15 protein-coding genes are annotated in these 19,692 nt (G+C 72.9%); 9 read left to right on the top strand and 6 right to left on the bottom strand.

Annotated elements, in window-relative coordinates; genetic code table 11:
- Positions 1–10 precede the first annotated feature (10 nt).
- A complete protein-coding gene (locus D7M15_RS02760) occupies positions 11–1,117 on the bottom strand; it encodes a serine hydrolase domain-containing protein (RefSeq protein WP_121520123.1) in 1,107 nt (368 codons plus the stop codon).
- Positions 1,118–1,351: 234 nt separating this feature from the next.
- On the opposite strand from D7M15_RS02760, the gene D7M15_RS02755 reads away from it, so the two are divergent.
- From D7M15_RS02755 to D7M15_RS02745, 3 genes are all read left to right on the top strand, one after another.
- The gene (locus tag D7M15_RS02755) at positions 1,352–2,011 is read left to right on the top strand and encodes a TetR/AcrR family transcriptional regulator (RefSeq protein WP_121516021.1); all 660 of its coding nucleotides are present in this window, start codon (positions 1,352–1,354) and stop codon (positions 2,009–2,011) included.
- Between the two features lie 254 nt (positions 2,012–2,265).
- Positions 2,266–5,235, top strand: coding sequence for a family 16 glycoside hydrolase (locus D7M15_RS02750; RefSeq protein ID WP_121520122.1), 2,970 nt, complete (start codon positions 2,266–2,268; stop codon positions 5,233–5,235).
- 502 nt (positions 5,236–5,737) lie between these two features.
- A complete protein-coding gene (locus D7M15_RS02745) occupies positions 5,738–5,971 on the top strand; it encodes a DUF397 domain-containing protein (RefSeq protein WP_121516020.1) in 234 nt (77 codons plus the stop codon).
- Positions 5,972–6,071: 100 nt separating this feature from the next.
- On the opposite strand, the gene D7M15_RS02740 is transcribed toward D7M15_RS02745, so the two are convergent.
- From D7M15_RS02740 to D7M15_RS02720, 5 genes are all read right to left on the bottom strand, one after another.
- On the bottom strand, positions 6,072–6,518 hold the full coding sequence (locus D7M15_RS02740) for a hypothetical protein (RefSeq protein WP_121516019.1): 447 nt from the start codon (positions 6,516–6,518) through the stop codon (positions 6,072–6,074).
- Positions 6,519–6,620: 102 nt separating this feature from the next.
- The gene (locus D7M15_RS02735) at positions 6,621–7,514 is read right to left on the bottom strand and encodes a phosphorothioated DNA-binding restriction endonuclease (protein ID WP_121516018.1); all 894 of its coding nucleotides are present in this window, start codon (positions 7,512–7,514) and stop codon (positions 6,621–6,623) included.
- Positions 7,515–7,592: 78 nt separating this feature from the next.
- Positions 7,593–11,366 (bottom strand): AAA domain-containing protein, encoded by a 3,774-nt coding sequence (locus tag D7M15_RS02730; RefSeq protein WP_121516017.1) that lies wholly within the window; start codon positions 11,364–11,366, stop codon positions 7,593–7,595.
- The gene (locus D7M15_RS02725) at positions 11,363–11,779 is read right to left on the bottom strand and encodes a hypothetical protein (RefSeq protein WP_121516016.1); all 417 of its coding nucleotides are present in this window, start codon (positions 11,777–11,779) and stop codon (positions 11,363–11,365) included. Before D7M15_RS02725 ends, D7M15_RS02730 begins: the two co-directional genes overlap by 4 nt.
- A gap of 150 nt (positions 11,780–11,929) precedes the next feature.
- Positions 11,930–12,946 (bottom strand): kinase, encoded by a 1,017-nt coding sequence (locus D7M15_RS02720; protein WP_240649102.1) that lies wholly within the window; start codon positions 12,944–12,946, stop codon positions 11,930–11,932.
- 244 nt (positions 12,947–13,190) lie between these two features.
- Here D7M15_RS02720 and D7M15_RS02715 point away from each other — a divergent pair, with 244 nt between their 5' ends.
- The 6 genes from D7M15_RS02715 to D7M15_RS02690 all read left to right on the top strand — a co-directional run bounded on the left by D7M15_RS02715 (position 13,191) and on the right by D7M15_RS02690 (position 19,629).
- The gene (locus tag D7M15_RS02715) at positions 13,191–14,234 is read left to right on the top strand and encodes a pyridoxal-phosphate dependent enzyme (protein ID WP_121516014.1); all 1,044 of its coding nucleotides are present in this window, start codon (positions 13,191–13,193) and stop codon (positions 14,232–14,234) included.
- Between the two features lie 79 nt (positions 14,235–14,313).
- A complete protein-coding gene (locus D7M15_RS02710) occupies positions 14,314–15,171 on the top strand; it encodes a DUF364 domain-containing protein (RefSeq protein WP_121516013.1) in 858 nt (285 codons plus the stop codon).
- The gene (locus D7M15_RS02705) at positions 15,168–16,547 is read left to right on the top strand and encodes an MFS transporter (protein ID WP_240649101.1); all 1,380 of its coding nucleotides are present in this window, start codon (positions 15,168–15,170) and stop codon (positions 16,545–16,547) included. Before D7M15_RS02710 ends, D7M15_RS02705 begins: the two co-directional genes overlap by 4 nt.
- A gap of 125 nt (positions 16,548–16,672) precedes the next feature.
- Entirely contained in the window at positions 16,673–17,674 is a 1,002-nt protein-coding gene (locus D7M15_RS02700) for an iron ABC transporter permease (protein WP_240649559.1), read from the top strand.
- A 66-nt stretch (positions 17,675–17,740) separates the two neighbouring features.
- Complete coding sequence (locus D7M15_RS02695; protein WP_121516012.1) at positions 17,741–18,595, top strand: ABC transporter ATP-binding protein; 855 nt, start codon at positions 17,741–17,743, stop codon at positions 18,593–18,595.
- A 41-nt stretch (positions 18,596–18,636) separates the two neighbouring features.
- A complete protein-coding gene (locus D7M15_RS02690; protein ID WP_240649558.1) occupies positions 18,637–19,629 on the top strand; it encodes an ABC transporter substrate-binding protein in 993 nt (330 codons plus the stop codon).
- Positions 19,630–19,692 lie beyond the last annotated feature (63 nt).

Here is a 19,692-nt window from a genome sequence, read left to right as displayed (position 1 = left end):
CCCGCCCCGGTCAGCCGTACATCGCCAGCCGCTGGAACTCCGCGAGCGCCCCGTCGACCGGGTGCGGCACCGGCCTGCCGGAGGCGTCGAGCGCGTTCCACCGCTGGAGGTTCAGCAGTACGGTCACCTGCCGCCCGCCGTCGGCACGCGTCATCGAGAACGCGCCCGCGCCCCAGACCGTGCCGCCGTGCCCCCAGAACGTCGCCCGCCCCGGTGCCTCCGCCGGGTGCAGTCCCAGGCCGTACGGGATCACCGTGCCCTCCTGCGAGACCACCGGCACGGTGCGCCGCATCCGCGCCAGCGACTCCGGGCCGACGATCCGGCCGCCGAGCAGCGCCGCGTAGAAGCGGTTCAGGTCGGCGGTGGTCGACACCAGCGCGGCGGCCGGGCCCACCCACGACATGTCGAACACGCTGTAGTCGCGCGGCGGGTCGATCATGCCGAACCACGCCTCGTACATGCGCGGGTGCGGCCCGTCGAGGCGCGTGCCCACGGGCAGCACGGTGTCGCGGAGCCCGGCGCGCGCGATGACGTGCCGGGTGATGTGCTCCCGCGCGGGCGTGCCGGTCACCCGGGTCAGCAACTCTCCGAGCAGCAGGTAGTTGGTGTTGGAGTACACGCCGGGGGTGGCGCCCGGTGCGCCGGTGGCGGGCGCGCCGACGCCCAGCGCGATCAGCTCCACGGGGTCGAACCGGGTGAACCGGTGGTCGTCCAGGCTGTCCGGGCGGGTGTCGGGGAGCGAGGGGAACGGCCGCAGGGACGGGTAGGCGTACGGGAGGTACTCCGCGAGGCCGCTGGTGTGGTCGAGCAGCATCCGTACGGTGATCGCGTCGCCCCGCTCCCCGGGGACGAGGTCCGGCAGGTGGCGGGCGACGGGCGCGTCCAGGTCCACCCGCCCGTCGTCGACCAGTTGGAGGACGGCGGCGGCGGTGAACGTCTTGGTGACGCTGCCGACGCGGCTGCGCATGTCGGGCGTCACGGGGCGCCCCGTAGCCACGTCGGCCACCCCGGCAGCGCCGCGCCAGACGCGGTCGCCGTCCCGTACCTCGGCGAACAGGCCCGGCACCCCGGCGCGTCGGACCTCCTCCAGGGCGGCGTCGAGGCGCGCGGTGTCCAGCCCCGCCGTGGCCTCGGACCGCCCGGCGGTCCCGTCCCTCCCCGTGCCCCCGGTGTTCCCGGTCTCCGCTGTGTCCGTCACGGCATCCGTCCTTCCGTACGTCCCGTGGTGCGGGCGCGCGGCGCCCGGACGCGTCCGGCGTCCCCGTCCACCCCCCACGTGCACCCATTATGCACGCGGTGCGTGCAACGCCAAGTGCATGGGCTAGCCTGGACCTCCACGAGAGGGGACCCGATGACCGGTCGCAGGCGTTGGACCACCGACGAGATCCTGGACGCGGCGGCGGAGTCGCTGCGTACGGGCGACGCCGAGGCGTTCAGCGTGCGCAGGCTGGCGGCCTCCCTCGGCACGGACTCCTCCAGCCTCTACCGCCACTTCCGCAACAAGACCGACCTGCTGCGCGCCGTCGCGGACCGCGTCCTCGCGTCCGCCATGGCGGACCACCGGCCCGAGGGCGACTGGCGGCAGCGCGTCGTCGCGCTGGCCGCGCGGCTGCGGGAGGCGTTCGGTGAGCACCCCCAACTCGCCGTGGTCTGGGGGCGTTACGCGTCCAGCGGCGACGGCGCCCGGCTCGTCATGGAGGAGTTGCTCCAGGCGCTCCGCGCCTCGGGCCTGCCCGACGAGGCCGTCCCGGACCACTACCACCGCGTCGCGGTGCTCTTCTCCGCCCTCGTCGCCGCCGAGGCCGCCGCGGACACGCTCACTCCCCAGGAGCGCGAGCAGGGTGGGGAGTTGTTCCGCGTCGCCGTGCTCGGCGCCGACCCCGAACGGTTCCCCGCCGTCTCCCGCTTCGCCCGCGAACTGCGCCCGCTCGGCGGCGAGCGGCACGCCGCGTTCGACGTCCTGCTCGCCGCCCAACTCGACCGTGTCGAGGCCGAGTCGGGCGCACGCTAGCCGCTCACCCCGACTCGTACGGTCGCCCGGCCCGCCCGTCGCGGGAGGGATCGCCGTACGGCGGACGCGGGAAACGGGTTTTTCCTCTTTGTGGACAAAGCATGGACGAGGGCATGCAAAGTCCCTACGCTGAGCGTCGCTTTGCCAAGCAGTCTGCGTAGCCACACCTGACGCACGCAGGAGGAAGAGTGAAGCCACGCCCCCAGCCCGGACCCCGCCTCAGACGCCGCGGCCCCCGCAAGGCCGCCGGACTGATGCTCACCGCGCTCCTCGTCGGCGGCCTGACCACGCCCGCCGCCGCCGAGGACACCGAAGACCCGCGCCCGTTCGCGGATCTGCCCCCGCAGGAACCCGGAGTCACCCTCCGGGTGTTCGACGTCCAGACCCCGCTCAGTGAACTGTGCGCACTGAAGCCCGCCCAGACCCCGAACGTCGACAAGCTCATCCCGACCGCCGACTGGACCTCCACCGACGGCTTCGGCTTCAGCGACAACTTCGTCTCGGAGATCACCGGCAACCTGAACGTCCCCGAGAGCGGCACCTACGCCTTCCGCCTCATCAGCGACGACGGCTCCCGCCTCACCGTCGGCGGCCAACAGGTCATCGACCACGACGGCCTGCACGGCGCCGAACCCAAGGACGGGGAGATCACCCTCGACGCCGGTTACCGCTCGCTGCGCGTCGAGCACTTCGACGCGGGCGGCGAGCAGCAGGTCACCCTCCAGTGGAAGCCGCCCGGCGCCGACGGCTTCGTCACCGTGCCGGAGTCCGTGCTCAGCACCGACGCCGGAGTCGTACGGGTCACCGCGCCCGGCCGCAAGGAGTGCGAGGGTACGTCCGACTCGCCCGGCGACGGCCTGCCCCTCACCGACGTGAACCCCGGCTACACCCTCACCGACCTGCGCCCCGAGGGCTTCGAACCGCAGGTGTCCGCGATGGACTGGCTGCCCGACGACCGGCTCGCGATCACCACCTGGGGCGGCAGCGAGCAGACGCGGGGAGAGGTGTACCTCCTCGACAACGTCACCGGCGACACCGGCCCCGACAAGGTCACGTACAAGAAGGTCGCGGACGGCCTCCGGGAGCCGATGGGCGTCAAGTACGTGGACGGCAAGCTGTACGTCTCGGAGAAGCACCAGCTCACCGAGTTGACCGACACGAACGGCGACGACACCGTCGACGAGAAGCGCAAGGTCGCGGAGTGGCCGTACAGCGGCAACTTCCACGAGTTCGCCTTCGGCCTCGACTACGCCGACGGCGCCTTCTACCTGAACCTGTCCGTCGCCATCAACTACGGCGGCGCCACCACGGATCCGCAGCCCGCCGCCGACCGCGGCACCACCGTCAAGGTCGACAAGGACAGCGGCGAGGTCACGTACCTCGCGGGCGGCCTCCGTACACCGAACGGCATCGGCCGCGGCCCCGAGGGCGACCTCTTCGTCAACGACAACCAGGGCGGCTGGCTCCCGGCGTCCAAGCTGGTGCACGTCAAGCAGGACCGCTTCTTCAACCACTACACCAACCCGCACGGCCCGTTCGACGACCAGCCCGTCACCAAGCCGGTGCTGTGGCTGCCGCAGAACGAGATCGCCAACTCGCCGAGCACGCCGATGCAGTTGAAGGACGGCCCGTTCGCCGGGCAGATGGTCTTCGGCGACGTCACGTACGGCGGCCTCCAGCGCGCCGACCTGGAGAAGGTCGACGGCGAGTACCAGGGCGCGGTCTTCCGCCACACGCAGGGCCTGGAGGCGGGCATCACCCGCATCAGCACCGGCCCCGACGGGGCGATCTACGCGGGCGGCCTCGGCGCCGACGGCAACTGGGGGCAGGCGGGCAAGCTCCGCTTCGGCCTCCAGAAGCTCACGCCCAACGGCAGGACGGCCTTCGACATCGAGAAGATGCGCGCCACCGCCGACGGCTTCGAACTCACCTACACCAAGCCCCTGTCGGAGGAGACCGCCGCCCGACTGGCCGACGGCGCCTACTCCGTGGAGCAGTGGCGGTACGTACCGACGCCCGACTACGGCGGCCCGAAGGTCGACGAGGAGTCCCTGCCCGTCAGTTCGGCGGAACTCTCCGAGGACCGCCGCAAGGTGACGCTCACCATCCCGGGCCTCAAGACGGATCGCGTCGTGCACGTACGGTCGCCGCGGCCGTTCTCCGCCGACGGCGGCGAGGAACTGTGGTCCACCGAGGCGTGGTACACGCTCAACGCCAAGCCCGGCGGCGGCGAGGAGCCGGTCACCTCGTACGACGCCGAGTCCGCCCGCCTCTCCGGCGGCGCGGGCATCGACACCGAGCACGCGGGCTACACCGGCGGCGGCTTCGTCGACGGCTTCGGCGAGAAGGGCGCCACCGCCACCCTGGACGTCGAGGTCGACAAGGCGGGCGCGTACGACGTGGGCCTGCGCTACGCCAACGGCCCCGATCCGTTCACCGGCACCAAGACCGTCGGCGTCAGCGTCAACGGCGGCCCCGCGAAGCAGACTTCGCTCGTGGACACCGGCGGCTGGAACCGCTGGTCGACGAAGACGGAACGCCTCGACCTGAAGGCGGGCCGCAACACCCTCACGTACGCCGTGGGGGAGGGGGACAGCGGCCACGTCAACCTCGACGCCGTCGAGGTGCGCACACCGGGCGCCCGGATCGACCTGTTCTCCGGCGGCAGTGTCTCCGACGCGTGGCAGCACACCGACGGCCGGAGCGCCGAATGGCCGCACAGCGCCGAGAAGTCCATGGAGGTGTGCTGCGGGGACCTGCGCACGAAGCGGCACTTCGAGGACTTCACGCTGCACGTCGAGTTCCGCGTGCCGCAACTGCCCGACGACGTGACCGGCCAGGACCGCGGCAACAGCGGCGTCTACCTCCAGGACCGCTACGAGTTGCAGATCCTCGACTCGTACGGCAAGGAGCAGCTCGCCGACGACGAGGCCGCGGCGCTCTACCAGAAGAAGGCCGCCGACCACAACGCGGCGACGGCGCCGGAGACCTGGCAGACGTACGACGTGACGTTCCGCGCCGCCCGCTTCGACGGTGACGGGACCAAGACCGAGGACGCCCGGGTGACCGTCGTCTGGAACGGCGAGACCGTCCACGACGACGTGGCCGTGGACGGCCCGACCGGCGGCGGCGACGCCGAGTCGGCCGCGGCGGGTGCCATCCGCCTCCAGGACCACGGCAACAAGGTGCGCTTCCGCGACGTCTGGGTGGAGCCGCTGACCTGACCCTCACCCTGCCCCGGCGGCACCGCCCGCCACCCCCGCCCCGGCGGCGTCCCGTCCTCTCGCGGACGGGACGCCGCCGGGGCGGACGCGTGCGCGCGGCCCACGCGGCCGGGCCCGTACGACGCCGGACCCGTACGCGACACCTGACCCGCACGACGCGGGGCCCGCGCGCGTGAACCTTTCCGGCCCGTCCGCCGTCTGTCCGGACGGGGCGCACGCGCACGCGGACGCGCCCGGGGGGAGCCGCGGGGGAGCGGCGGGGAATCGGGCGTGCCGGACAGGCGCGGACGGGGTTCCGCGCGTCCCCATCTGTGGGGTGTCTGTGTGACTTCGCGCACAACTCCCCCCTGAAGAAGGGGAATTCGTGTTCGGGAGGGAACCCATGCACGGGGAATCTCCTCAGACCGGGCACGAGCCACGTGCGAGCGCACCGGCTTCGGGATGTGCGGTACGACCAGCCGGACGCCCGGGACTCTGCGGAGAAACACGGAGAGGCAGGACGATGAGGGATCTGGACGAAGACCTGTACGGCGAGGACCTGAGCGGTGCCACGTGGGCCAGGCCGTGCGCCAGTCAGACGGAGATCTGCGTGGAGGTGGCCGCGCTGAGCGGCGGCGGCTGGGCGCTGCGCGACAGCAAGCGGCCCGACCTGCCCGCGCTCCGGTTCACGGAGGAGGAGATCCGCGAGTTCGTGCAGGAGGCGCCGCGTCTCTTCAGCCGCGCGACCACGGACTGAGCCGCGCCCCTCCCCGGCCCCCGGCCCGTACGTCTCCCCGTACGCCGGGGGCCGACGTACGGGCGGGGCGTACGTGACGCGGACGCGACCCCGCCCGGCGTCAGGGGCGGTGGCCGCCTCCGGTGGCAGCGTTCCCCTCCAGCGCGGTGACGATCCGGCGGATGTCCTCGGCCGAACCGTCGTGCACGGTGACGGACCCGTGGCGGCCGGTCAGCGTCACGGCGGGGGAGGTGGGCCGGGCGGCGCGCCAGGACGCGTACGACATGGCGAGGTTGAGGGCGGCGAAACCGTGGCCCAGCGCCAGGTCGATGCCCTCCACCGGCCCGTACGCCGCCCCGTCCGCCTCCGTACGGGCGTCCGCCGCGGCCCCGTCGGTCGGATCGGCCCCGCCGGTCGGGTCCGGCAGGAGCCGTACGCTCGCGTGCTCGCGGGAGTTGAGCGTCCGGCGCAGCCACGCGCAGAGGTCGCGGGTGTCCTCGCCCACGTCCCCGGGCCCGGACAGCTCGATACGGATACGGACGGGCTCGACCTCGTGCTCACCTTCCATGCCGCACCACGGTAGTCACCGGCCGCCCGCGACACGGGGAGCCGGACACGCGCGTCCGCCACCGAGCGGCGCGTCACGGGGGCCGCGGGCGGGTGCCGCCGGTCAGGCCGGTGCGGTGGCGCGCGCCGCGCCACGGAAGACCTGTACGGCGTGCCACGCGCGGTACTCCGCCGCGACGGGCAGCGCGCCCGGCACGGGACCGAGGACCGGCCGTCCGGCCAGCGCCTCCACCTGGTCGCGGGCGGCGGCGCCCCGCCCGGCGAAACGCTGCGACACGAGCACCCGCAGGTCGTCGTCGAGGCCGAGGACGCCCTTGTCGAACAGCTTGTGGTGGAGGGAGCACAGGCACAGCCCGTTCTCCACCTCGTCCGGCCCGTCGAGGGCCCACCACCGCACGTGCGCCGCCTCCAGCCCGACCGGCACCGTGTCGAGGCGGCCGTCGTAGCCGCAGAACGCGCACCGGTACGCGTACGCGGCCAGCACCAGGTCCCGCATCCGCCGATCCCGCTGCCGCTGGGCGGGGGACAGCGCCACGTACTCCACCGGGTCGAGGTCCAGGCCGACGACCTCGCACAACTCGCCGTGGCACGACGGCGGGAAGTGCAGGTCGAGCAGCGACCGCGCCATCCGCGGCAGCAACTCCGGCTCGCGCCGCAACGCGTCCCGCAGATCCGGCGCCAGCCGACCGGTCGCCCCGGACTCCCGCAGGTCGCGGAGGCCCGTCCCCGGGCTCCCGGGGCCACGGTCGCTGCGCACCTCCCACACGCCGTCGCTGACGAGGTGGTGGAAGGGGTACGCGGGCGTCGTACGGTGCGGCGGCCCGTACTCGTCGAGCAGCCGCTGAAGCTCCCCCTCCACCGCGCTGTAGCGCAGCTCGCCCTCCGCGTCCCGCTGGTACCGGCCGAGGGCGTAGAGCAGCAACAGCGGCTTGTGCGGCGCGCGTACGCCGCCCCGGGTCCACTGCTTCAACCGCGCGGCACGTTCGAGCCAGTCCATGACCACCGACCGTATCCCCGCCGGGCGCGGCCCCGGAACCGGGCCCGGGGGACCGGGGACGGGGGTCCAGCATGCGGCTCACAGATCGTCAGCCGGCCCGGTGTCGTACAGCCTCCAGGCCGGACAGCGCGTGGCTGCGAGTCCCCGCGGGCCGTCGTCCAGGAGCGTTCTCCGATGCAGCATCAGCCGCAGGTGACGGGCCGCGTCCCCGTGCTCCCCCACCCCATGGTCGAGCAGCACGGCGCCGCGCGCGGCGCCGTCAGCGTCCTTGAGTAGGGCATCCACCGGGTGTCCGGCCACATTTTCCCCGAGCACGACGGTCGTTGACGGGTCGCCCGCCAAGCGCTGGTAGAGACGCTTGGTCAGCTCGTCGCCGTCGGCCGCACCGGAACGGGGAGCACCTGCCGTCGCGGCTTCCAGCAGTGCGGAGGCCGTCCCCTCCTGCCGACTCCACCGCTCACGGTCGCCCACCACGATGAGGTGGGTACGAGCCCGGGTGATGGCGACGTTCCAGAGATTGACCTGCCGGGACACCCAGCTGACCGCCCCCGGGTGCATCCCGTCCGCCGCGACCAACGAGAACACCATGACGTCGCGCTCGCCACCCTGAAAGGTGTGCACGGTGCCGACGCGCAGACGTTCCTGGTCGTAGTGGCCCAACTGCTCGCGGAGCGCGTCCGCCTGCGCTTTGAAGGGCGTGACGATGCCGATGGTCGCCTCGTCGGGCAACTGCTCCAGCAGGTAGCGCACACTGGCGTTCACCTTCCGGATCTCGTCGTCGTTCACCCAGGAACTGCCGTGCCGGGGTCGACCGGCCTTACCCGGGACGTGGGACCAGATGAGGGCGGGGCGGTTCAGAGAAGGCCGTACGCGGGTGTCCGTGAGTACGGTCAGTTCGCCGTCGTAGAAGAGCTCGTTGGAGACGGCCGCGATGTCAGGATGGCAGCGGAAGTGTTCGTCGAGCAGGAGCGTCCCTCCGGCGGATCGTTCGGCCGCGTGGAAGGCGGAGTGCCGCCGGTAGGCGAGACGGTGCTTCTCCAACCAGTCCGCTCGCAACCCGGTGCGCCGCCGAATGAGTGCCTCATGCTCCGGACCGGTCTTGACGATGTGCGTCAACTGCATGGCGTCGCCGATGACCAGCGCGCGCCTTGCCCGAAACAGCAGGGGCACGACGTGCGGTATGGCGCACTGGCTCGCCTCGTCGATCACGACGAGGTCGAAGAGCGCGGGATCTCGGGGAAAGCGCCGTGCGGACAGGCTCGTCACGGCCCAGCCCGCCACTGCGGGAGCCTCCTTCCGTCCGTGGGCTCTCCCGAGGACGTCGCGGAGCGCTGACCAGTCGCTGGTCCGGCCGTCGTCCCGGGCACGCAGCAGGGCGAGGATGCGCTGACGACCGTTGCGTGCGTGGGTGCGTACCGAGCTGTCCAGGAGCCGACCCGACGCACTCCGCACCGCGCTCTCCGCGTCGCGGAGCGCCGTGGTCAGTACGACGTCGTCCACGCCCGCCGCCTGCGGGTGCAGGCGGTCCCAGGTCTCCCGCGCGGCCAGGAATTCCGCGAGTGCGAGACAGCCGTCGACCGTGTCGCCCTCGTAGGCGCCGAGGCCGGTCCGTCGGAGGAAGCGGTTGCGCGACCACTGCCCGAGAAAATGTCTGTGGGCGAGCTTGCGTGCTGTGCCTGCGAGGCGGCCGGGCTTAGCGGGTCGCCGGAGGCGGCCGCGTCGGGTGGCGCTGTCCAGCAGGTCCAGGAGTCCTGCGACGGACTGCCCCAGCTGTTCGGCGCTCTGTTCTCGTGCCGCACCCGCCTCGCGCAGTGCCCGCTCCGTCCCGGCAGCCCTGGCGTGATCCACGCGTACGCGGGCCAGCCGGTCGGACGCGATGCCGAGGTCCATGGCCGCCGTGGTCACGTTGGAGGCCGCCGCCGACATTGTGCGCAGGGTGTGCAGGGCGCCCGCTTCCTGCTCGGCGTAATTCGACGAGCCGGTGCGCACCACGCTACCGGGGACCAGACTCTCGCATCGTCGCCAGACCTCGTCCACGGCATCGTTGTTGGTGGAGGCCACGAGCACGGTCTGGCCGGCGGCGACTGCACTGGCCACGAGATTGGCGACCAGTTGGCTCTTGCCGGTGCCGGGCGGACCGGTGGCCACGGTCAGGCGGCGCGTCAGCGCGGAACGCAGGACCTCGGCCTGCGCTTCGTTGCAGGACAGCGGGGTGACCACAGAGCCGGGTGCGGGGTCTGCCAAAGCATGCGCGTGGCCGCGTTCCGACGCGTCCGGCGCTAGGGCGGCGAGTGCTGTCTCCGGTATCCGTTCGGTCATCTTCGCGATGTCCGCGAAGTCCTTGAGTAACTGCTTGGTGAAGGCGGTCTCGGGTAGGGCGGTGAAGAGCACCGCCGTGTTCCGCGCGCCATGGCCCGGTGTATGGATGTCGATGGGGCCGGCGAGTTCGTCTGGCCGGAGTTCCTGCACGCAGGGCAGCTCGAACTCCTGGGTGAGGAGGTTGCCCACGTCGACTGCCATACGTTCGTGCTGCCCGCGGTGCCAGGTGGGCTGGTAGGTCTCCGCGAGTTGTGCGGCCTCCTCGTCACCCAACCAGTCCCTGGCCAACTGCGGATGCGGCTGCACCGGCCCGTACGGTTTGAGCCGTGCCGCGCCGTCCTCCCGTACGATCTCGACCCGGCGGATCAGCAGCGGCGCGAACCGGGGATGCCGCCACGGGCGTCGACCGCGTGGCCCGGTCAGGACGACGGCCGGGTAACCCGCCCAGAGTTCGGCGTTCTGAGCAGTGGCTGATTGAACGAGAGAGTCCGCTTCCGGGGGAACAGCCACGCACCCGTCGTCCTCCACCTCGCCGGTGAGCAACCTTTCCGCTCCGGACAGGCACGCGTACGAAGGACTGTCGACGCGTACCTCCAGCAGCGGCGTCTCGGTGTCGTCGGAGAGGACGCAGTCGCGGTAGTAGTCGAGGAGGTCGGTCCATGTCGGTTGCGAGTCGCCCGACTTGGGGGTCGCGGCGGGCGCGGGGCCCGTGGTTCGCGGCGGCGCGGGGCGTCCGCTCACCGGGACGAGCACCGGAGCGCTGCCCAGCGGCGAGTCCGCGATCACGATGCGGTCGTCCACGCCGAGCGCGGAGTGCACGGGGATCTGGTTGGCGCCCTGGGCGCGCATGCGTCGGTTGACGTAGTGGAAGAGGTCGGACACGGTCACGCTGCCGCCGCTGTCCTTGCTGACCTTCCCTGTACGCAGGGCCTCGATGACCTCGGTCGTGAAGACGGACGGTTGCACCTCCGTCTCCGTGACCGTGCCGCCGAATGAGAGCTCGCCCGCCCGGGAGGAGGACAGTACGTAGACTCCCCTGCTGGTCAGTGGGGCCGACTCGCCGGACTTCGCGATCGGTTCGGAGGTATTGCGGTGTGAGGTACGCAGTCCGATGGCGAAACCACCGCTGCGACAGCAGTCGATCATCACGATCTTCTGAGGAGCGACGCACTCCTCCAGCCGCTCATTGACGTAGCCGGCGCTTACGCCCGTCTCCGCGGTCCTGGCGTACTCGGTGTCCTTGGCCACGAAGCGGAACTCGCCGTCGTCCCGTTTGCCGTGCCCGGATATGTACACCAGTGCCAGTTCGTCCGGCTTGCGATCCGACAGGAACTCGCTGATGGCCTGCTGCATGTCGTCCGCTGTCAGATCGGTCTCGGTCTGAATGAGGCCGAAGCCGCCGATGCTGCGGTGCTGCAAGACCTGACGCATGCCCCACACGTCCGCCCGTGTGCAGGGCAGCGGATGGAAACCGCCGTCGTCGTAGTGCTCGGTGCCGATCAGCAGAGCACAGCGTTTGGTCAGCCGGGTCACTCGGGGTCTGCCCCCGACTGGCCGTTCTCGTCGCCCTCCACCCGGTCCAGGAACTCCCGGACCATCCGCTCCTGGGCCTCGTCAGGTCGGCCGGTGATCGTGACGGAGGCGTTCTCGACGGTGACCTCGACCTGGCGGTGGCGCTCCTTGGCGCACCACTCGGTGATCAGAGTGATCAGGACCTGCGACGCCGGGCGGGCGACAGCGGCGGTCGTAGCGGCCCAGAGCGCGACCTCTCCGACGCCTCCGCCCTTGTGTCCGGGACTCGAGGGTCGGTCTTCATCGGCGAACGTGACGGAGACACCCTCGGCCTCCCGCAACCTGTCATGCAGGTTCCAGGTCAGCCGCTCCTGCCTCAGCGAGTCGTCGTCGGTCGGCACTGTGAGCCGCCACCGATGTCCCCCGTGGGCCATTGTCACTCCTTGTTGTCGAGGTGTGGCTGCGAGTCGAACGCCCCTGAGGCTCTCATACGGAGAAGGTGCGGCAACAGGCTGGTCGGGGGCGGGAATACGGCGCAGGGCAGGACGGCTCGGACTCTCTCGTGTGGGGACAGGCGTGCGGGGTCAGCTGGTGAACGTCAGGGTGCGGTAGAGGGTCGGGCCGCCGCCCGGTGTCGTCGCCGGGGTCAGCTCCGCGCACGCCTGGGCTGCCGCCGTGGCGCGGTGGGGGTACGACGGGTCGTTCGCGTCGAGGAGGACGCCCAGCGTCGTACCGCTGTGGCCGACGGCCACGCCCAGGCCGCCGACCTCGCGGCAGATGCGGCGCATCGGGTCCAACGCGGCTTTGTGGCGCAGGAGTTGGTTCTTCAGCGCGCTCCGTGTCGCGACGCGTCCCACCTCCGCGAGGTCGCGGGTGCGGACGGCGGTGGCGAGGCGGTCCAGCAGGTGCGCGTACTCGTGGCGGTCGGCCCGGGTGTACGGCTTCGGGAGGCGGTTGAACGCGACCGTGTCGACCGCGCCGCCCTCGTCGATCCCGACGACGCCCATCGCGGGCAGCCTGCCGAGGACGGACCGCAGGCGTACGGAACGGTGGTGGAACGCGACGACCGCCGGGTAGAGCACGCCGTCGGTGGGTTCGACGCGGGCGAGGAGCCGTTCGACGCGCGCGGCGGGCATCGGGGTGCCCAGCGCGTGGCCCACCGCGCGCGCGGTGGCGACGAGGTCGGCCGAGGAGCTGGCCAGGCCCTTGCCCTCCGGGATGACGCTGCTGACGGTGAGCACTCCCGCGGCGGGCAGCCGTTCCTCGGCCAGGATCATGCGGGCGAGGCGCAGGGCCTTCGTCTTGTGCGCGGGGCGTACGGCCAGTTCACCGGCTTCGGGGTCCCAGTGGAAGGCCGCCATCGTCCAGCGGGCGATGGGCAGGGTCACCAGGAAGTCCCCGTCCTGCTCGGGGAGTTCGCCCTGGAGCAGTTCGCCGAAGGTGCCGAAGGCGGAGCCGACTCCCGAGCCGGTTCCCGTGCCGTGGCCCGCGGTGGTGCCCGTTCCCGCGCCCGTGTTCGTTCCCGTTCCCGTGTCCGGTGTCGCGCCCGCCGACGCGTGCCGTGAGGCGAGTCCGCGTCCGGTCTCCGTGGCCAGCTGCACGTGATCCCTCTCTCCCAGATTGAAGTGATAATCATTTCTATCTAGGCTACGCTGCCCGAGGCAAGCCCGAGCCGCGCCCTTTCCCTCGGCCCCTCTCGCGCCGCCGCCCCCTTCCCGCCCCGTCCTGAGGAGAACCCGTGCACGACCACGCCCCACCGCGCGCCACCGACCGGTCCCGCCGGTGCCAGTGCCGGCGCCACCGCCGCAGAGCAGCGGTCTGACGCGGAGACGGACGGGAAGACACATGCACACGCACATAGCCGAGGCCGTGAAGCGGCCCGCGCTCGTCGCCCTGCGGCCCGACCTGGTCTGTCTGCGGTTCGAGACGATGAAGGTCTGGTCCGCGCTGGGCGCCGTACGGCACCTGCTCGACACCGGCGCCGTACGCCCCGGCGACACCCTCGTCGACAGCTCCAGCGGCATCTACGCGCACGCCCTCGCCCTCGCCTGCCACCGCTACGGCATGAAGTGCCACATCGTCGGCTCCACGACCGTCGACCGCACGCTGCGCGTGCAGTTGGAGATCCTCGGCGCCACCCTCGAACAGGTCGCGCCGTCACAGGACCTGCGGCTCGACCAGGAGGCGCGCGTACGCCGGATCGCGGAGATCCTCGCGGAGCACCCGACGTACCACTGGATGCGCCAGTACCACGACGGCATCCACCGCTACGGCTACCGCGAGGTCGCCCGCACTCTCGACCGCGAACTGCCGTACGGGCAGCCGCTGACGCTCGTCGGCGGGGTCGGCTCGGGCGCGTCGACCGGGGCGCTCGCCGGTTACCTGCGGGAGGCGGGGCGGGACGTGGCGCTGGTGGGCGTACAGCCCTTCGGCAGCGTCACGTTCGGGTCGGAGCACGTGGCGGACCCGGACATGATCATCGCGGGGATCGGCAGCGCGATCGAGTTCGGGAACGTACGGCACGAGCTGTACGACCGCGTCCACTGGGTCAACTTCGACTGCGCCCTCTCCGGCGCCGTCCGACTCCTGCGCGACAGCGGCATCTTCGCCGGACTGTCCACCGGCGCCGCCCATCTCGCGGCCCGTTGGGAGCTGCGCCGCGACGACTCCCGCGTACACGTCTTCGTCGCGGCCGACACCGGCCACCGCTACGTCGACAGCGCCTACGCGCACCACGGGCGGGCCCCCGACCTCGACACGCTCGCGCCCCACGAGGTCGCGTCGCTACGGGAGTTGCGGCACCCGTGGTCCACCGCCCGCTGGCCCGACGTGGACCCCCGGGCCGCCGGACGACCCGCCGCGGCCACCGCGACCGGCACCGACGGCTGACGCGCGCCACCCGGCCACCGAACCCGCACCGGCCCCGACCCCGACCCCGACGTCCCGACTCACGGAAAGAGCACACGACATGCCCGCCCCCGAAGCCACGGCCCGTACCCTGACGGCCGAACCGCCTCTGAGCGTCGACGAGTTGACCGCCGCCGTACGTTCCGGCGCGTACGGCCCCGACCCCGACGGACTCTCCGTCACCAGCGCCTTCTGGCTCTACCACACCACCCGCCTCGCCGGTGGCACGGCGACCTACCACAACCACTACCTGCTGCTCCGCGTCGGCGGCTCCTTCGGCGCCTGCTCCTTCGAGGCGGGCGAACTCGTCCCGGACGTCTGCGCCGACGCCTCCGGCCACACCCTCGGCTCGCTCCTGCGCCACGAGTCCGCGCCCGTACGGGTCGCCGCGCTCGACGCGTACCTCGACCACGTACGCCCGCACCGCGACGCCGCCGAAGCGCGCCCCGTCGCGCTGCCCGCGGGCACCCCGGAGGTACGCGCGCGGGCCCGCGACGCCGCCATCGTCGACCTGCTGGACATCCGCCCCGGCGCGCGCGTCGCGCTGGTCGGGGTCGTCAACCCGCTGGTGGCGGCCGTACGGGAGCGCGGCGGCGTCTGTCTGCCGTGCGACCTCAACCTCCGCACCACGCAGTGGGGCGACACGGTCACCGACGACATGACCGAGGTGCTGCGGGAGGCCGACGCCGTCGTGGCGACGGGGATGACCCTGGGGAACGGCACGTTCGACCTGATCCTCGGGCACTGCCGCGAGCAGGGCGTACCGCTGCTGGTGTACGCGCAGACCGGGGCGGCCGTCGCCCGCGCGTTCCTGGGTTCGGGGGTGACGGCGCTGAACGCGGAGCCGTTCCCGTTCTCGCAGTTCAGCGCCGAGCAGACGTACCTGTACCAGTACCGCGCGGCGCGGGGGGCCGCGTGAGCACCGGTACGGGCACGGGCGCCGGTACGGGCACGGGGAAGGCGACGGACGTACGCGAGGCGGGCGCGGACGAGGAGGCGCCGCCCGGCGACCTGCGGATGGCCCGCGCGCTGTGGCCGGTGCTGCTGGCCTCCGCGGTGGGGCTGCTCCCGTTCACCGTCTTCAGCACGTACCTGGTGCCCATCGCGGACGGCGCCGGGAGCGGCGTCGCCGCGATGGGCGGGCTGCGCGGGCTGGGCGGGCTGGCGGCGCTGCTGGTCGGTACGGCGCTGGCGCCGTTCCTCGACCGGGTCCCCCGGGAGTGGGCGGCGGCGGGCGGGCTCGCCGTGCTCGGCGGCGCGTCGGCGCTCGGCGCGAGCGGGGAGTTCGTGCTGCTGGCGGCGTTCTGCCTGCTGGTCGGCGCCGGTACGGCCGTGCTGAACCCGGCGCTGACGGCCGCCGCCGCCGACCGCTACGGGTCGGGGAACGCTGCCGGACGGGCGGCGACGCTCGTCACGGCGACGCAGTCCATGACGGCGATGCTCGCCGCGCCCGTCGTGGCGCTGCCCGCCGCGTTCTGGGGCTGGCAGGGCGACCTGCTCGCGGTGGCGGCCGGTTCGCTGCTGCTGGCGGCCGTGTTCGCGGCGCGGGGCAGGCGTACGGGCGACGGCGACCGTACGGCGGACCGGGACCGTACGGGGGGCCGGGACCGTACGGGGGACGCGGACGTCGCCGGGGACGAGGCGGAGGGCGGGACGCGGCTCGGCTACCTCGCGTCCTTCCGCGCCCTCGGCCAACTCCCCGGCGTCGTCCCGCTGTTGCTCATCGCGCTGCTGCGGACGGCGGTCTTCATGGGCTACCTCGCGTACCTGGCGGCCTTCTGCGACGACCGTTTCGACCTCGCCCCCGGCGCCTTCGCCTTCGTGTGGACGCTCAGCGGCGGCTCGTTCTTCGTGAGCAACCTGCTGACCGGCCGGCTCACCAACGCCGCCCGACCCCGCGTCGGCACCGAGCGGCTGCTCGTCCTCGGGCTGGTCGCCGCCCTGGTGTCCGTCGCCGGGTTCTACTTCACGCACTGGCTGCCGCTCGCCCTCGCGCTCGTGTCGCTCCACGCGGCCAGCCACGCGGTGGTGGCCGCCTGCGTGGTGAGCCTCATCGTGCGGCGCAGCGGCGACCGCCGGGGGGCGGCCCTGAGCGTCAACGCGGCGGGCATGAGCCTCGGCGTGTTCGTCGGCGCGGCGCTCGGCGGGGCGGGGCTCGGCCTGGCCGGGTACCCGGGCACGGCCCTGGTGTTCGGCACGCTCGTCGTCGCCGCGCTGGTGGCCGCCGTACCGGTGTCCCGTACGGCCCCGGGCCCGGACGACCGTACGGGTGCCGCCGCCGAGGGGGAGGCGTGACCGCGGCGGCGCCCCCGGCGGGCGGGCGCGCGGACCCGACTCCCGTGCCCCGCGGGGGAGTCGGCCCGGCCGCCCCCGTACGTCTCCTCGCCACCCGCGCCGGGCTCGCCCTCACCTGCGCCGCCCTGCTGGCGCTGCTGCTGCTGTCCGTCGTGGTGGCCGTCGGCCTGGGCCCGGCGTCCGTCGCGCCCGGTGACACCGCCCGCTACCTGTGGGCGGCCGTCACCGGCGGCCGGATCGGGGCCGACGAGACGACCACGTACCAGATCGTGTGGCAGATCCGCACCCCGCGCGTCCTCCTCGCCGCACTCGTCGGGGCGGGCCTGAGCGCGGTCGGCGTCGCGGTGCAGGCGCTCGTACGGAACGCGCTGGCCGACCCGTTCGTCCTCGGCGTCTCCTCGGGCGCGTCGGTCGGCGCCGTCGGCGTGACCGTCACCGGAGGGCTCGCCGCGTTCGGCGTGCACGCGGTGTCGGCGGGCGCGTTCGCGGGGGCGCTCGCCGCGTCGGTCCTCGTGTACGCCGCCGCCAGCACGCGCGGCGTGCTCTCCCCGCTGCGGCTCGTGCTGACGGGCGTCGCGCTGTCGCTCGGCTTCCAGGCCCTGATGAGCGTGATCGTCTACACGGCGCCGGACGGCGAGGCGACCAGCACGGTCCTGTACTGGACGATGGGCAGCTTCGGCGCCGCCAGTTGGGGCGCGCTGCCGCTCGTCGCCGTGGTGGTGCTGCTGGGGCTGGTGGTGCTGCACCGGTACGGCAGGGCGCTGGACGTACTGGCCCTCGGCGACGAGACCGCCGCCAGCCTCGGCGTCGCCCCCGACCGGCAGCGCCGCGCGTTGCTGCTGGTGGTCTCCCTCATGACGGGCGTGATGGTCGCGGTGAGCGGCGCCATCGCGTTCGTCGGGCTGGTCATGCCGCACCTCGTCCGGATGGCGGTGGGCGCGGCGCACGCCCGCGTACTGGCCGTCGCGCCGCTGGCCGGGGCGGTCTTCATGGTCTGGGTCGACCTGGGCGCCCGCACCCTCGCCGCGCCCCGCGAACTGCCGCTGGGCGTCCTCACCGCACTCGTCGGCGTACCGGTCTTCATCGCCCTGATGCGCCGCAGGAGCTACCTGTTCGGAGGTCGTTGAGATGAGTACGACTGGGAGGCACGTGGTGAACGCACCGCGCGCCGGTACGGCGGAGGGGCGGCAGCCGTGGAGCTGACCCTCGACGCGCTCACCGTCGTGACCGACGGCGCGACCCTCGTACGGGACCTGTCCCTGGACGTGCCCAGCGGCCGGGTCGTCGGCCTCGTCGGCCCCAACGGCAGCGGCAAGTCCACCGCGCTGCGCTGCGTCTACCGCGCGCTGCGCCCCGCCTCCGGCACCGTACGCCTCGACGGCGACGACCTGGCCGGGCTGCCCCTGCGCCGTACCGCCCGGTCCGTGGCCGCCCTCACCCAGGACGGCGGCGTCGACCTGGACTTCACCGTCGAGGAGGTCGTCGCCCTCGGCCGCGCCCCGTACCTGCGCGGCAACCAACCCCTCAGCGCGCGCGAACACGCCCTCTGCGCGCGGGCGATGGAACGGCTCGACATAGGCCACCTCGCCCACCGCGGCGTCCTCACCCTCTCCGGCGGCGAACGGCAGCGGGTGCTCGCCGCCCGCGCGCTCGTCCAGGAGCCGGACGTGCTCGTGCTGGACGAGCCGACGAACCACCTCGACGTACGCCACCAGGTCGAACTCCTCTCCCTGCTGCGGGAGTCGGGCCTGACCGTGCTCGTCGTGCTGCACGACCTCAACCTGGCCGCCGCTGCCTGCGACCGCCTCGGCGTCCTCGCCCACGGCCGACTGGTGGCCGCGGGCACCCCGGCGGAGGTGCTGACGGCGGAGCTGGTGCGGGAGGTGTTCGGCGTCGCGGCGAGCGTCGTCACGCACCCGCTCACCGGCGGCCCGCAGCTGCTCTACGCGCTGGGCGCGCCGGACGCGGCGGCCCGCGCCGTCGCGCCGGAGCCCGACCCGTCGCCGGACCCACCCGAACAGAAAGGCACCACCTCACCATGCGCGTGACCCGTAGAAACCTCTCCCGCGGAGCACCGTCCCGTGGACCGCTGCCCCGCACACCGCGGCACGCCGTGCTCGCCCCGGCCCTCGCGGCCGCGCTCCTGCTGACCGGCTGCGGCGCGGACGTCACCTCCGACTCCGCCGAACCGGACCGCACCACCGTGAAGCGGTGCGGCGAACCCGTCCCGTACCGCACACCGGAACGCGCCGTCGCGTACGAGGGCGGCAGCGCCGACAAGCTGTTCAGCCTCGGCCTGGCCGACCGCGTGCACGGCTACGTGATGCCGCCCGCCAACCCGCCCGTCAGCGAATCGCCCTGGGCCGCCGACTACGCCCGGGTGAAGATGCTCAGCGACGACCTGCTCAACAAGGAACTCGTCGTGGACGCCCGCGCCGACCTCGTCGTCGCGGGCTGGAACTCCGGCTTCAGCGACCAGCGGGGCATCACCCCCGAGATCCTCGACAAGCTCGGCATCCAGAGCTTCCTCCACACCGAGAGCTGCTACAACTACCCCGGGCACCCGGAGCGGCAGACCCCGTTCAAGGCCCTCTACACCGACCTCGAACGCCTCGGCGCCATCTTCCACGTCGAGCGGAAGGCCGACGAGGTGGTACGGGACCTCAAGCGGCGCGCGGCGACCGTACGGGAGAAGGCGCCGGACGGCCCGCGCGTACCGGTCTTCCTCTACGACTCCGGCACCGACCGGCCGTTCACCGCCGGGAAGCAGGTCCCGCCGAACGACATCATCGAGGCGGCGGGCGGCCGGAACGTCTTCGCCGGTCTCGACGAGCGCTGGACCCAGGTCAACTGGGAGTCCGTCGCGGAGGCGGAGCCGGAGGTCGTCATCATCCTCGACTACGGGGACCAGCCCGCGAAGAAGAAGATCGAGTTCCTGAAGAGGTCCGCGCACACGCGGGAGCTGCCCGCCGTGAAGCGGAACCGCTTCTTCGTCCTCGACTACAACGAGGGCATCAGCGGGCCGCGCAACATCGACGGACTGGAGAAGTTCGGCGCGTACCTGCGCGAACTGCCGCGCTGAGCGGCCGTGTCGGGGGAGCCGTCGTACGTGGGCGGGGGCCGAGCGAGCCCCCGCCCACACGCG

The sequence above is a fragment of the Streptomyces sp. Z26 genome (genome assembly GCF_003665095.1).
GTDB lineage: Bacteria > Actinomycetota > Actinomycetes > Streptomycetales > Streptomycetaceae > Streptomyces > Streptomyces phytohabitans.
The sequence above is the reverse complement of the archived record's forward strand: the minus strand, read 5'-3'. Positions and strand labels throughout refer to the sequence as shown.